This window comes from Arthrobacter caoxuetaonis, assembly GCF_023921125.1.
Lineage (GTDB): Bacteria > Actinomycetota > Actinomycetes > Actinomycetales > Micrococcaceae > Arthrobacter_B > Arthrobacter_B caoxuetaonis.
On sequence record NZ_CP099466.1, the window covers coordinates 734,202 to 747,441 of the forward strand.

General features: G+C 68.6%; 11 protein-coding genes. 8 read left to right on the top strand and 3 right to left on the bottom strand.

The genetic code is table 11. The features are described from left to right. Nucleotides 1–2: 2 nt before the first annotated feature. The gene (locus NF551_RS03405; protein ID WP_227895444.1) at nt 3–473 is read left to right on the top strand and encodes a hypothetical protein; all 471 of its coding nucleotides are present in this window, start codon (nt 3–5) and stop codon (nt 471–473) included. 43 nt (nt 474–516) lie between these two features. Here the strand turns inward: NF551_RS03405 and NF551_RS03410 are convergent, their stop codons facing one another. Then, nucleotides 517–2,097 carry a serine hydrolase domain-containing protein gene (locus NF551_RS03410; protein WP_227895443.1) on the bottom strand — a complete coding sequence of 527 codons (1,581 nt, stop codon included), beginning with the start codon at nt 2,095–2,097 and terminating at the stop codon, nt 517–519. Continuing rightward, nucleotides 2,090–3,400: a M20/M25/M40 family metallo-hydrolase gene (locus tag NF551_RS03415; RefSeq protein ID WP_227895442.1), complete on the bottom strand. Its 1,311-nt coding sequence runs from the start codon at nt 3,398–3,400 to the stop codon at nt 2,090–2,092. Before NF551_RS03415 ends, NF551_RS03410 begins: the two co-directional genes overlap by 8 nt. 234 nt (nt 3,401–3,634) lie before the next feature. Between NF551_RS03415 and NF551_RS03420 the strand changes: the two genes are divergently transcribed. The 7 genes from NF551_RS03420 to NF551_RS03450 are packed head-to-tail and all read left to right on the top strand — an operon-like array spanning nt 3,635 to nt 12,047. Then, on the top strand, nt 3,635–5,476 hold the full coding sequence (locus tag NF551_RS03420; protein WP_227895441.1) for an ABC transporter substrate-binding protein: 1,842 nt from the start codon (nt 3,635–3,637) through the stop codon (nt 5,474–5,476). 2 nt (nt 5,477–5,478) lie between these two features. Continuing rightward, nucleotides 5,479–6,519, top strand: a complete 1,041-nt coding sequence (locus tag NF551_RS03425; protein WP_227895440.1) for an ABC transporter permease — start codon at nt 5,479–5,481, stop codon at nt 6,517–6,519. After that, nucleotides 6,516–7,415 (top strand): ABC transporter permease, encoded by a 900-nt coding sequence (locus NF551_RS03430; protein ID WP_227895439.1) that lies wholly within the window; start codon nt 6,516–6,518, stop codon nt 7,413–7,415. Before NF551_RS03425 ends, NF551_RS03430 begins: the two co-directional genes overlap by 4 nt. Then, nucleotides 7,415–9,139: a dipeptide ABC transporter ATP-binding protein gene (locus NF551_RS03435; RefSeq protein ID WP_227895438.1), complete on the top strand. Its 1,725-nt coding sequence runs from the start codon at nt 7,415–7,417 to the stop codon at nt 9,137–9,139. The genes NF551_RS03430 and NF551_RS03435 overlap by 1 nt, the downstream gene beginning before the upstream one ends. Next, a complete protein-coding gene (locus NF551_RS03440; protein WP_227895437.1) occupies nt 9,136–10,059 on the top strand; it encodes a S66 peptidase family protein in 924 nt (307 codons plus the stop codon). Before NF551_RS03435 ends, NF551_RS03440 begins: the two co-directional genes overlap by 4 nt. 5 nt (nt 10,060–10,064) lie before the next feature. Next, the gene (locus tag NF551_RS03445; protein WP_227895436.1) at nt 10,065–11,177 is read left to right on the top strand and encodes a serine hydrolase domain-containing protein; all 1,113 of its coding nucleotides are present in this window, start codon (nt 10,065–10,067) and stop codon (nt 11,175–11,177) included. Between the two features lie 27 nt (nt 11,178–11,204). After that, nucleotides 11,205–12,047: a serine hydrolase gene (locus tag NF551_RS03450; RefSeq protein ID WP_227895435.1), complete on the top strand. Its 843-nt coding sequence runs from the start codon at nt 11,205–11,207 to the stop codon at nt 12,045–12,047. 10 nt (nt 12,048–12,057) lie between these two features. On the opposite strand, the gene NF551_RS03455 is transcribed toward NF551_RS03450, so the two are convergent. Next, entirely contained in the window at nt 12,058–13,224 is a 1,167-nt protein-coding gene (locus NF551_RS03455; protein WP_227895434.1) for a mandelate racemase/muconate lactonizing enzyme family protein, read from the bottom strand. Nucleotides 13,225–13,240 lie beyond the last annotated feature (16 nt).

The following is a 13,240-nucleotide window of genomic DNA, read 5'->3' on the forward strand; positions in this document are numbered from 1 at the left end:
GCATGGGGAATCCAGCAAGCGCCTCCGGGGCGCATCATGATCTTTATCGGCGGCCCGTTGAGGGACAGACGCAGGACGCTGTGCAGGTTGTCGATGACGGGTCGGCCAGCGGGGCGGCGGACCGTTTCGCAGATCCGGCACGCGGGGATGCCACGGAGTACCTCGGCGAACCGGCAGGGGACAGGACGCCGCTGGCCCAGGCCCCGGTCCGGCAACGGGTCAACGTCCCACTGATCGCAGCCTGGGTCCTGGTTGGCCTGTTCCTGGCGGCCGGCCTGGCATGGCTCACGGGAACTCTCCCGGCGTCACAGATGCTCTACGACTCCTCGGGCAACCTGCTCACCGAAAGCTCGACCGCTATCGCGATGAACCTCAATTTCATGGGCCCGTTCCTCTTCCTCTTCGGACTGCTCGGGGCCTTCACCCTGCTCACCGTGCAAGCGGCGGCGTTCCGGCGTGGGGTGCGGTCCTAGATAGGAAGAGCCTTGGGGAAGAGCCGGCGCCCGCACCCGTCGGTCAGAGGATCCCGGATGCCGCTGTAATGTCCATCCGCTGCACCTGCGGCACTTCGACGGGGTTCAGCTGCGCTCGGCAGCACAGGTCGCCCCGCTCCCCGGGCACAATCCAGCGAAGTTCGGCCGGCGCCTCCCCGCCGGCGGTGCGTGTTTTTTCGGGATGCAGCGGCCCGGCCGCGGCGCGCAGCCGCAGCCAGTCCGCGCGACGCTCCTCCCAGGGCTGATCCTGATCCATGTTTGGGGCAAAACAGGCGCGGAGCGCCTGCTCGGACTCGTCCGTGGGGCTGGACAGCCAGGCGGTCAAGGCTTCCCGGGCAGCATGCAGTTCCGGCCAGGTTCCGGCGTCGGGCTGTTCTCCACTGTCCGCTGCAGGCGGTGGATCTGCGGGTGCCTGCGGAGCAATCCCGAGAGCGGTGTCCAGGGCACGGGTCACTGCTTCCCCAATGCGGGAGTAGGTGGCGTTCTCGAGGCCCAGGGCTATGGTGCCGGTCTCCGGATGCCAGCGCATGTGCGCACTGAATCCGGGATAGCCGCCGGAATGGGAGACGATCCGCCCCGCGGCCGGATGCTCCAGGATGTTGAGGCCGAAGCCGTAGCCGCGGCGGGTGCCGGGCAGGTCCTGCGGGCGCAGCGGTACCGGACGGTGGATCCGCTGCATCTCTGCCCGGTCAGCAAGATCCAGCGGGCCTGCTGCCAGCGGCCCGGCGGCCAGCGCGCCGGCGGCCAGCGCGCCTGCGGCCAGCGGGCCGGCAGCTGACGGATCGGCAGCATAGGCGGGGCCCGCGGCCAGCCAAGCTGCCCACCGGTGCAGGTCCCGCAGCGTGGAAAAGAGGCCGCCAATGGGCGAGAACATCCCGGGGCCGGAGAAGGGCAGCTGCTGCCAGCCACCGGGCGCACGCCGGTAGCCGCGCACAGCGGGGACGGACAGTTCGGAGGCGGAGAAGGCGGTGTCGGCCAGGCCCAGCGGACGCAGCAGGCTGCTGGTCACCAGGGTTCGGTAGTCCGTTCCCGAGGCCCTCTCAAGGATCCGTCCCAGCAGGGCGTAGCCGAGGTTTGAGTAGCGGAAGCGGTCACCGGGAGCAGAAGCCAGACGGATTCCCCCGGCCAGCAGTGCGTCGAACTGTTCCGCCGGCATGGACTCCTGCCGGTCTGCCCAGGGGTCGTCCTCGGGCAGGCCCGAAGACATGGTGAGCAGGTGCCGGACAGTGACTGGACCGGCTGCGGCAAACGCCCCGGTGAACCGAAGCTCCGGAAGCCACTCGCGGATATCCGTGGCCAGGTCCAGCCGGCCGGAGCGCCGCAGTACCAGCGCTGCCGCAGCCGTGAAGCTCTTGGTGCAGGAAGCGATGCGGAAGGCCGTCCGCTCCCCGGGCGGGGGCCCGGCGTCGTCGGCAGCGCCGCACAGCACCCGGACCGGTGACCGGCCGGGGCGCGTCACTTCGGCCACGAGCACCGGGGCGATGCCCTCCTCGAAACGTGCCTGGAACAGGGCTTCCAGCTCAGTTTCCGGCCACCTTCCCTCTCCCGGTGGCCGCCCGCCGGATTCCGCCGCCGAAGGAGCTCCGGCCACGTCGTCAGACATTGGCCAGGAAATCCTGCAGCACCTTCTGTCCGCCCCGCACCGAGGCCACCGGCACCCGTTCGTCGACTCCGTGCACGCCCTCGGGGATGCGCCCGTCGGGGTCGGCCGTGAGCGGCGCAAAGCCGTAGCACTGGATACCCAGGCGGGAAAAAGCTTTGGCGTCGGTGCCCCCGCCCATGCACATAGGCACCACCACCGCCTCCGGATCGTGCCGCACCAGGGCCTGGCGCATCGCCTCGAACCACGGGGAATCCACCGGGGACTGCAGCGGGCTCTCCCGGGTCAGGAAGCGAAGGCTGACGTCCGGGCCCAGCAGTTCCTTGACCGTAGCCAGAGTTTCCTTCTCCGTGCCGGGCAGGCAGCGGATATCGACGTCGGCTTCCGCCAGGCCGGGGATGACGTTCGTCTTGTACCCGGCGCGGAGAACCGTCGGCGTTGCCGAGCAGCGGACGGTCACCCTCGCGACCCGTCCCGCCTCGCCCATGGCATCGATCGCCGCCTCCACGCCAGCCTCGCTGGACAGGTCCGCAGTGAACCCAAGCGCCGCCGTCGTCTGCTCGATGTAGGCGCGGACCACGGGGACGAGCACCTGCGGCCATTGGTGATTGCCCAGGCGGTGCAGTGCGGAGACCAGGTTCTGCACGGCGTTGACAGGAACCGGACGGGAGCCATGGCCGGAAACACCTTCTGCGCGGACGCGGATGTGCATGGTGCCGCGCTCGCCGGCGCCCACCGGGTAGAGGCGGAGGGTACGGCCGTCTGCTCCTGGAAGCAGTGTCGCAGTGCCGCCGGATTCGCCGATCGCAGCCTCGACCCCGGCGAACAATTCGGGATGCTTAGTGGCCAGCCAGTCGGCGCCGTAGGCGCCCTTGTCCTCTTCGTCGGCAACGAACGCGACCACGATGTCGCGGAGTGGCTGCTGGCCGGATTCGGCCCAGTTCAGCAGGGTGGCCAGGGTCATGGCGGCCATGTCTTTCATGTCGGCGGCGCCGCGTCCATAGATCCAGCCGTCCCGTACCAGTCCCTCAAAGGGCGGGACGCTCCACTGCTCCGGTTCGGCAGGCACAACGTCCAGGTGTGCGTGCACCAGCAGTGCCGGAAGCGAGCGGTCCGCGCCCGGCACCCGCACCACCACGGACTGCCGGGTTTCCTCGGGGCCCAGGACCACCGGATCCAGGCCCGCGGCTGAAAGCCGGGCCGCGATCCACAGGGCAGCCTCCCGCTCTCCGTTGCTCTTGCCCTCGCCGTAGTTGGACGTATCGAAGCGAATCAGTTCTGCGCAGAGCTCTGCCGGATCGTGCATGCGGTTCCCTTCAGGTGTTTACAAGACAGTAACCAAAATAGGTAAAAAAATCTGTTGATTCGGGAACCTTCAGTAATTAGTGTTCAAGCAGCGATTTCCACGCGATCGAATTCCTCACCGGATTGCCGGCCGCAGATTACGCTATGCCCGAAACTGGGACCGTAGATACGTGTTTACATTTGTTTGCATATTTCCGCTGGCATAAGTCCAGCCTGTTACGGAGGAAAACGTAAATTGCAGCCGTATATCCCGCGCCCGCCGAGGCACCGCTTCCGTTCTTCCTCCGTCGCAGCCGCCCTGGGGCTGGCGGCAGCACTTGCCGTCCCCGTGGCCGCGGCGGCACCGGCAGTCGCCGCCGAGGACAACGCGCCGATGCTCAAGCTCGCCCTCACCGGGGACATTGACACCCTGAACCCTTTCATCTCCATCCTCGCCACGAGCTCGAACGTGCTGCGCCTGCAGTACGAGCCGCTCGTTGCCTACGGTGCGGAAGCGAACGAGGAAATCCCGGGGATGGCCGAGAGCTGGGAGACTTCCGAGGACGGGACCGTCTGGACCTTCAGCATCCCCGAGGGACGGCAGTGGTCTGACGGAGAGCCGATCACCGCCGAAGACGCGGAGTGGACCTTTAACGCCATTATGGAAAACGATGACCTGAAGCAGGCCAACGGCTCAGTGCTGAGCAGTGTGGAATCGGTCGAAGCCGAGGATGACACCACCCTGGTGATCACCCTGAGCGAGGCCCAGGCCGTCAACCCCGGCACCGAGCTGCCGATCGTCCCCGAGCATGTGTGGTCCGAGCTGGACGATCCGGCCGGTTACGCCAATGACAAGGACACGGTGGGATCGGGGCCGTTCGTGGTGGACAACTACGACAAGTCGGCCGGCGTCACCATGACCACCAACCCGAACTACTGGCGCGGAGCCGCGAAGATCTCCGGTGTCACCTGGATTCCGTACAAGAACTCCGACGCCGCCGTGCAGGCGCTGCGCACCGGAGAGATCGACATTGTCAGCGGCCTCACACCGGCCCAGTACCAGGCACTCGAGAACGAGCCGAACATCACCACCAACGCCGGCACCGGGCGCCGCTACCAGGCAATCGGCATCAATCCCGGCGCCCAGACCCCCGACGGTACCCCGATGGGCGACGGACATCCGGCACTGCAGGACGTGCAGGTGCGCCGGGCCGTGGCCCTGGCCATCGACAGCGACACCCTGCTGGAGAAGGTCCTGCAGGGACTGGGGGACAAGGCCACGGGTGAGATTCCCATGACTTACCCGCTCTACCACTGGGATACCGATGAGTTGCCGCTGGCCTATGACCCGGACGCCGCCAACAAGCTGCTGGACGAGGCCGGATACGAAATGGGTCCCGACGGCGTCCGCCTGGACAAGGACGGCAAGGCACTGTCCATGCGCCTGATGGGCCGCAACTCGGATCCGACCCACCAGCAGATGGCCGATTACGTCAAACCCTGGCTTAAGGAAATCGGTATTGATGTTTCCGTGGAAATGAAGGCTCCCGCCCAGGTGAATGATGATTCCACCGTCGGCAACTACGATCTCTACTTCACGGGATGGGGAATCGGTCCGGATCCGGATTTCCAGCTGTCCATCAACCAGTGCAGCTCGCGCCCGAATGCAGACGGCACCGGCGCGACGTCGGAGAACAATTACTGCGATCCGGAGTTCGATGAACTGTACAAAGCACAGCACGCCGAACTGGACCAGGAAAAGCGCAGCGAGTTGGTGGCCCAGGCACAGGAAATGATCTACAACGCAGCCGTCAACAAAGTCCTTTACTACGCCAACAGCCTTGAGGCCTACCGCTCGGACCGCTGGGAGCCGTTTGTCACCCAGCCGGCTGAGGGCGGCGTCATCACCAGCCAGAACGGTCCGTGGAGCTACTACCAGGCCACTCCGGCAGGTGAGCTGGATGAAGCCGGAGTTGTGACGGACGACGACAGCAACACCGGAATGTTCATCGGTGTTGGCGGAGCTGTTCTCGTGGCGGGCCTCGTGGCCTTCCTGCTGATCCGCCGCCGCTCCGCCACCGCGGACGACCGCGAGTAGCTGTGGCAGAAGCGCTCAGCGAGCAGGACCTGACTCCCGCCCGCCAAGACTCCGACAACCAGCGCAGGAATTCCTCCTGGCTGCATTACATCGGCGTCAAGGCGGGCGGGGCGGCCGTCTCCCTCATCATGGTGGTGGTCCTCGGGTTCTTCGCCTTTAGGATCCTGCCGGGAGACCCGGTGCGTTCCCTCGCGGACGGCCGGCAGGTCACTGCCGAACAAATGGATATCCTGCGCCGTGACTACGGCCTGGACCAGCCCCTGTTAGGCCAGTTCTGGCGGTACCTCACCGACCTGTTCCAGGGGAAGCTGGGGGAGTCCTACACGTACAACAGGCCGGTGCTGGAACTGATCGGCGACCGTCTGGGCCCTACCCTGCTGCTGACCGGAACCGCTGCGCTGATTTCGGTGGTGCTCGGGCTGTGGCTCGGGCAGAAGGCAGCGTGGCGCCGGGGCAGCCTGTTCGACAAGACCCAGACCGGGCTGGCGCTGATCTTTTGGTCGGTGCCGACGTTCTGGCTCGGGCTGTTGCTGCTGCTGCTCTTCGCCGGGACCCTGAACTGGTTCCCCACGGGCGGCATGGTCACCGCCGGGAGCAGTGCCGGCGGGCTGGAACGGATCCTGGACATCGGCCACCACATGGTTCTGCCGGTGCTGACCATGGTGGCCGTGGTCTACGCCCAGTACCTCATGGTGATGAGGGCGTCGCTGCTGGAGGAGATGACCTCCGATTACCTGACCACAGCGCGCGCCAAGGGGCTGCGGGAAGACGACGTCCGCCGCCGCCACGCAGTGCCCAACGCCCTCCTGCCCGCCGTCACGCTGATTTTCCTGACCTTGGGAGGGCTGATCGGCGGAGCGGTCACGGTGGAAACCGTGTTCTCCTGGCCAGGTCTCGGCTATCTGACCTTCCAGGCCCTGTCCGCGCCGGACTTCCCGCTCCTGCAGGGGACATTCGTGGTCTTTTCCTCGATCGTCATCCTGATGAACTTCGCCGCGGACCTGCTTTACCGCGTGCTCGATCCGCGATTGAGGGCCTCATGAACGCAACCCGCACCGCCTCGCGGGCGGCATGGGCGCGGCGCCGCGCCTCCGCCGCCGCAGGCTGGACACAGTTCCGCAGCAACAAGGCCGGGCTCAGCGGGATGATTGTCCTGCTCATTGTGGTGGCGCTGGCGCTGCTGGCTCCGGTGCTGGCACCGGAATCAACCCTCGACGTCACCCGGCTCGATTCCCTGCAGAACGAGCCGCCGTCGCTGGCCAACCCTCTGGGCACCGACCCGTCCGGGCGCAGCGTGCTGGCCATGCTGTTGTGGGGAGCCCGGGTCTCCCTGGTGGTCGGCTTCGCCGCAACGGCGGTCTCCATGGTGATCGGCACCGTCGTCGGGATGGCGGCCGGACACTTCTCCGGAGCCATCCAGGCAGTCCTCATGAGGATCATCGATTTCTTCCTGGTGGTTCCCTCCCTGGTGCTGGCAATCGTCCTCTCCAGCATCCTGGGCGCTGGCGTCATCACCATCGTCGCGGCGATCGGCATCACCTCCTGGGCGTCGACGGCCCGGCTGGTCCGGGCGCAGACCCTGACCATCGAGTCCCGGCCGTACATTGACCGTTCCTGGGCACTTGGTGCCGGCGACGCGCACATCATTGGCCGGCACGTGCTGCCTGCGGTGCTGCCGCTGGTGCTGGCCAACACCACCCTGACCGTGGGTTCGGCCATCATCGCCGAGTCAACGCTGAGCTTCCTGGGCCTGGGGGATTCGACCAGCATCTCCTGGGGGACCATGCTGAAATCCGCCTTGGACACGGGCGCTGCAACCGCCGGGTTCTGGTGGTTCGTGCTCCCGCCCGGTGTGGCGATCGTGATCGTCGTGCTCTGCTTCACCCTGGTGGGCCGTGCCCTGGAATCCGTAGTCAACCCCACCCTGCGAGGACGCTGATGCCCCGGCTGGCTTTTGAAGATATCCGCGTGACCTACACGATCCGCAGCGAGGAAGGTCCCCGCGATCTGGTGGCCGTCGACGGCGTATCCCTGGTCCTCGAGCCAGGTTCCACCCTGGGCCTGGCCGGCGAATCCGGCTGCGGCAAGTCCACCCTGGCCATGTCCGTGCTCCGCCTGCTTCCGTCCAACGCGCGGATAGAGGGGCGGATCATGCTCGGCGAGGAGGACGTTTCGGAACTGAGCTGGGGCCGGCTGCGTGCCGTGCGCTGGACCTCCGCCGCCGTCGTGTTCCAGGGTGCCATGCACTCACTGAACCCGGTACAGCGCATCGGGGACCAGATCGAGGAGGCGCTGCGCATCCATGCCCGCGACCTGGATCCGGCCTACCGCGAGGAGAAGGCCCGCCGGGCACGGGTGACGGAACTGCTCGGCCTGGTCGATCTGCCCCGGGCGAAGGCGGCGTCCTACCCGCACGAACTCTCCGGCGGACAGAAGCAGCGCGTCATGATCGCCATGGCCCTGGCCTGCGAGCCGGAACTGATCATCGCCGACGAGCCCACCACCGCCCTGGACGTGATTGTCCAGGACCAGGTGCTGCAGGTGCTCACCGGGCTGGTGGCCAGCCGCGGCCTGTCGCTGGTGATGATCAGCCACGACCTGTCCGTGCTCGCGTCGACCTGTGAGCGGATCGCGGTGATGCAGAACGGCCGGATCGTGGAGGAGGGCCCGGCGGCCTCGGTCATGCACGCACCGCAGCATCCCCACACCCAGGCCCTGGCCGCAGCGTTCCCCACCATCGGGGACCCGGCGTCCCGCCTGCGCCTGCCCGGTTACGCCGCCGAACCGGGGGCGCCGGATCCGGACGCTGCGCCCGTCTTGGAGGCCCGGAACGTCTCGGTGAGTTTCGCCGGACGCGGCGCGGGGACGGTTAGAGCGGTCGACGGCGTGAGCATCGCCTGCCGCCGCGGGGAAATCGTGGCCCTGGTCGGCCAGTCCGGGTCCGGGAAAACGACGCTGGCGCGCACACTGCTGGGCCTGCAGAAACCGACCGGCGGTGAACTGCTCTTTGACGGCAGTCCGCTGCCGCACCGCCGGCGTGCGCTGAAGGCCTACCGGCGGGCCGTGCAGTTTGTGCTGCAGGATCCCACCGCCGCGCTGAACCCGAAGCACACGGTCTACGAGTCGGTGGCTGAGGGGCCGCGGCTGCACAAACTGCCCGGCCACGAGGTACAGCTGGTGGCCGCCGCGCTGGCCAAGGCGGAGCTGAGCCCGCCGGAGCGGTTCGGCCCGGCCCTGCCGCAGGAGCTGTCCGGCGGGCAGCGCCAGCGCGTGGTCATCGCCGGGGCGCTGGCCCTGGACCCGGAGTTCCTGGTCGCCGATGAGCCGGTGGCCAGTCTGGATGCCTCGGTCCGGGCGGAAATCCTGGCCCTGCTGCTGCGGCTGCGCTCCGAGCTGGGGCTCGGAGCGCTGGTCATCACCCATGACCTGGGCCTGGCGTGGAACATCGCGGACCGGGTGGTGGTCATGTACCAGGGCAGGATTGTGGAGGAAGGCCCGGTGGAGCAGGTCCTGCTGGATCCGCAGCACGAATACACCCGCCGGCTGCTAAGCGTGGTGCCCACCGCGAACCGTCCGGCCGTCGGGGACCCAGCCGCCGTCGGGGAACCGGCCGCCGTTGGGGAACTGGCCGCGGGAGATACCGCCGTTGGGGAACCGGCGTGAGCGGGGCGGCCCATCCGGAGCTGGGGCCGCTGCGGTCCGGGGCGCGGGTTGGGCTGGTGGCACCCAGCGGTCCGCCGAAGCCGGAACAGCTGGAACGGGCTGAGGAGGTGCTGCGCGGCTGGGGGCTGGAACCTGTGCGGGGCAAGCACCTGCTGGACCACCATCCCCGTGCCAGCTACCTTGCCGGCAGTGATGCGGACCGTGCCAGTGACCTGCAGGACGCCTGGTGCGATGACTCGCTGGACGCCGTCCTGTGCGTGCGCGGCGGCTACGGCGCCGTCCGGGTATTGGACCTGCTGGATGTGCCCAAGCTGGCCTCGGCCCGGCCCAAGCCGCTGCTGGGATCCTCCGACATCACGGCACTGCATGTGTTCTGGGCCGAGGAGCTGGGCCTGGCCACCTGGTTCACTCCGATGGTGGCAACCGGGGCGTTCCTGGATGATCCGGTTGCGGCCGCGGGCGTGCACCGGGCACTGCTGGAACCATACGCAGGCACGTCGTACACGGGCCCCGCAGCCGAGGCGCTGGTGCCCGGCACTGCCCACGGCGTCCTGACCGGCGGCAACCTGGCCCTGCTGGCCATGCTCAACGGTGCACGAACGCGGAAGCCGGTGGACAACACCGGGCGGATCGGGCTGCTGGAGGATGTCACCGAAGAGCCGTACCGGCTGGACGGGTTGCTGCAGACCTTGCTGCGGTCCGGTTGGTTTGACGGCCTCACCGGCCTGGCGCTGGGTTCCTGGTCCGAGTGCGGCGACCTCGCCGAGGTGCGGGCCCTCTGCGTCGAGTTGCTGGCTCCGCTCGGCATTCCGCTGGTCTGGGAACTGGGCTTCGGACACGGTCCCGCCGCGCACAGCATCCCCCTTGGTGTCCCTGCCACCCTGACGGCAGGCCCGCAGCCGCAGCTGGTCCTGGACTGACCGGCATGGACCTGACACGCCAGCTGCAGGACCTGCTCGACGACGCCGTCGGGCAGGGCATGACGCCCTCAGCGGTGTGCGCCGCATCGCTCGACGGCGAAGCGTTGCCCGTACTCTCCGCCGGTCTGGCCCTGCGCTTCGGCGCCGACGGCGTGCCGCTGCCTGCCGAGGAGCGGGTGCCGGCCGATCCGCAGACCTGGTACGACCTCGCGTCGGTGACCAAACCCTTTTCCGCCCTCGCCGTCCTGGCGCTGGCGCGGGACGGGCTCCTGGACCTGGACGAGCCGGTGGCCGCCCGGCTGTCCGCTTTCGCCGCACCGTATCGGGGGAGCGAAGCGGGGAAGCAGCGCGTGACGCTGCGGCATCTGCTTACTCACACCTCGGGGCTGCCGGGCACCTGGGACGGCTGGCGGGAGCCACTGCCGGACCGGCAGACCGCGCTGGCCTCCCTGCTCTCCGTTCCGCTGGTTGCGGAGCCCGGTACCGGTTTCAGCTATTCGTGCGTGGGTTACAACTCCGCCATGGCGCTGGCGGAAAGCGTCACCGGGATGGCTTGGCGGACGCTCGTCGAGCTCCTGGTCCTGGATCCCCTGGCGCTGGGCGGCGACATCACGTTCCAGCCCGACCCCGGACACTGCGCCGCCACGGAATGCGGCTCGCCGGACGGGCGCGCCCTGGTCCGCGGCGAGGTGCATGACGAATCCGCGTACGCCCTGGGCGGGGCCGCCGCCAACGCAGGACTGTTCGGTACAGCCTCCGGCGTCCTCCGGTTCGCCGAAGCGCTGCGCGGCGGGATCCCGGCGCTCCTGCCCGGTCCGCTGGCAGAACTGCTGTGGGAGGACCAGCTGGACGGCCTGATGGGCTCCGCCGCAGGGGCGGCCCGCACCGGCGTCGGATACGGACAGTCCGTGGGCCTGCGGATCGGCCAGCTCGGCTGGATGGGCGGGGAAGCCGCGGACGCCCGCGGCCACAACGGTTTCACGGGCACCTCTTTCCTGACCGACCGGGGGCGCCGGCTCAGCGTGGTCCTGCTGACCAACCGGGTCCACCCCACCCGCGACGGAACCGACGTTACGCCGCTGCGGAAGGCGGTCAACGAGGCCGTCTACACCGCTTAGACCCCATCCATCCCTCCAGGAGAGTTCATGCCCGTTCTATCCGATTACAGCGACGGCACCCCCGAGATCGCGTTTTGCCTGCTGAACCCCGACGGCGGCACGGCGGCCTCCCGCGGCGCGGACACTGCGTTCTATTCAGCCAGCACCATCAAACTGGCCGTCCTGCTGGCGGTACTGCAGGCGGTGGACCGCGGTGAGCTGTCGCTGGAGATGAGGTTTCCCGCTCGGGACACGTTCTCCAGCGCCGTGCCCGATGGCGGCGAGTTCGGCTTCCCGGGCGATGAGGCAGACCCGGGAATGCCGGCGGCGGGCACCGAGATGTCCCTGGCCGCCGTGCTGGACCGGATGATCACTGTCTCCTCGAACGCGGCCACGAACATGGCCGTGGACCTGGTCGGGTTCGACGCCGTGAACCGCACCCTCGCCGGCGCCGGTGCAGCGTCGTCGTACATGCAGCGCTATATCGGCGACCTGGCCGCGTTGGAGGCCGGGCTCACCCACCAGGTGACGGCGGCGGATCTGGCCCGCACCATGTACGCACTGATTTCCGGAAAGGCGCTGGGGCCGGAATCCACGGAGTTCGCGCTGGGCCTCCTGGCCCGGCAGGAGTTCGCCTGGATTGCCGCCGGCCTTGCCCCGGACACGGTCCAGGGCAGCAAGTCCGGCTGGGTGACAGGTATCAGCCACGATGTTGCGTTCTTCGCCCCGGCCGGCACTCTGCTGCAGGCGCCGTTGGAGCGGGCGTGGGTGTTGGCCATCTGCACCCGCGGCTACGAAGCGGATGCCGGCCAGGAGGTGCTTGCCGCCGTCGCCGGCCTGGCTGCTGCGGTGGCAGGAAGCGAGTTCAGTGCCGTGGTGCCGGCCGGCTAGGTCAGTACAGCTAGGCCGGATCGGTGCGGATGCCGGCGGCGGCCAGCCCGGTGTGCAGGCCGGTGATGCCCTGTCCGGGAACTGACGGCAGGTGCAGGACGGGACCGACGTAGCGGACGCCGCCGTCGACCGCCGGCACCGCGGGCCACAGGCCGCCGTCCAGGTCCTGGCCGCTGCGCCCGGGGAACCCCGTGCCCAGTCCCGCGGCTGCGGCCAGCGCAGCACCGGCTCCGGCGCCTACAGTGCTTTCGAGCATGCAGCCGACCAGTACGCCCAGTCCGTGCCCGCGGGCCGCGGCGAGCAGGCGGACGGCGGGATAGATGCCGCCTGCCTTGGCCAGTTTGAGGTTCACCAGCGCCGCCGCACGGTGTTGCAGCAGGGGTTCCAGGTCCCGCTCGTCCTGGACGGATTCGTCGGCCATGACGGGCACGTCGACGGCGGCCCGCACCCGGGCCAGCCCGGCCCAGTTCCCTGCGGCCACCGGCTGCTCAGCCAGCTCCAGCCCGACTCCGGCGTCGGCCATGGCGTTCAGGACCCGCACTGCCTCGTCCGGTGAATAGGCTTGGTTCGCGTCGACCCGCAGCCGCACGTCCGGGCCCACCGCAGCGCGGACAGCAGTCAGCCCTGCCACGGCGTCCAGGTCGGCGCGGAGCTTGACCTTCAGGCAGCGAAAACCTTTCTGCACCCATCCGGTGGCTGCATCGGCCAGAGCCTCAGGTTCCGCGGCGGAGAGGGTAATGTCCGTGAGTACGGTGTCTTCCAGATTCGGCCCGGCGACCTGCGGCCCCGCGACCTGCGGATACGTGATTGCCAGGAACCGGTGCAGGGGCTGTCCGGCGGTTACGGCCGCGAGGTCATGCACGGCGCAGTCGAGTCCCATCCGTACCGCGGACGGCACCGGAGCTCCGGCGATGCGGCGCACCAGGCTGTCCAGGTCGCTGATGGGGCGGCCGATCACCAGGGGAGCGAGGTCCTGCCGTGCCCGGGCCAGCACCTCTGCGGTGCTGACCCCGGTCACCCGGCTGACCGGCGTCTCGCCCCATCCGCTGCGGCCGTCCGAGTCCTGCAGCCGGAACAGCACTGTTTCCAGGACGGAGGACGTCCGGACGGCGGTGCTGAAGGTTCCGGTCAGCGGGAGGCTGAGAGGGTGCAGGTCCAGGGTGGTGATGGTGGCCATGCGTGCTGTGCTCCTG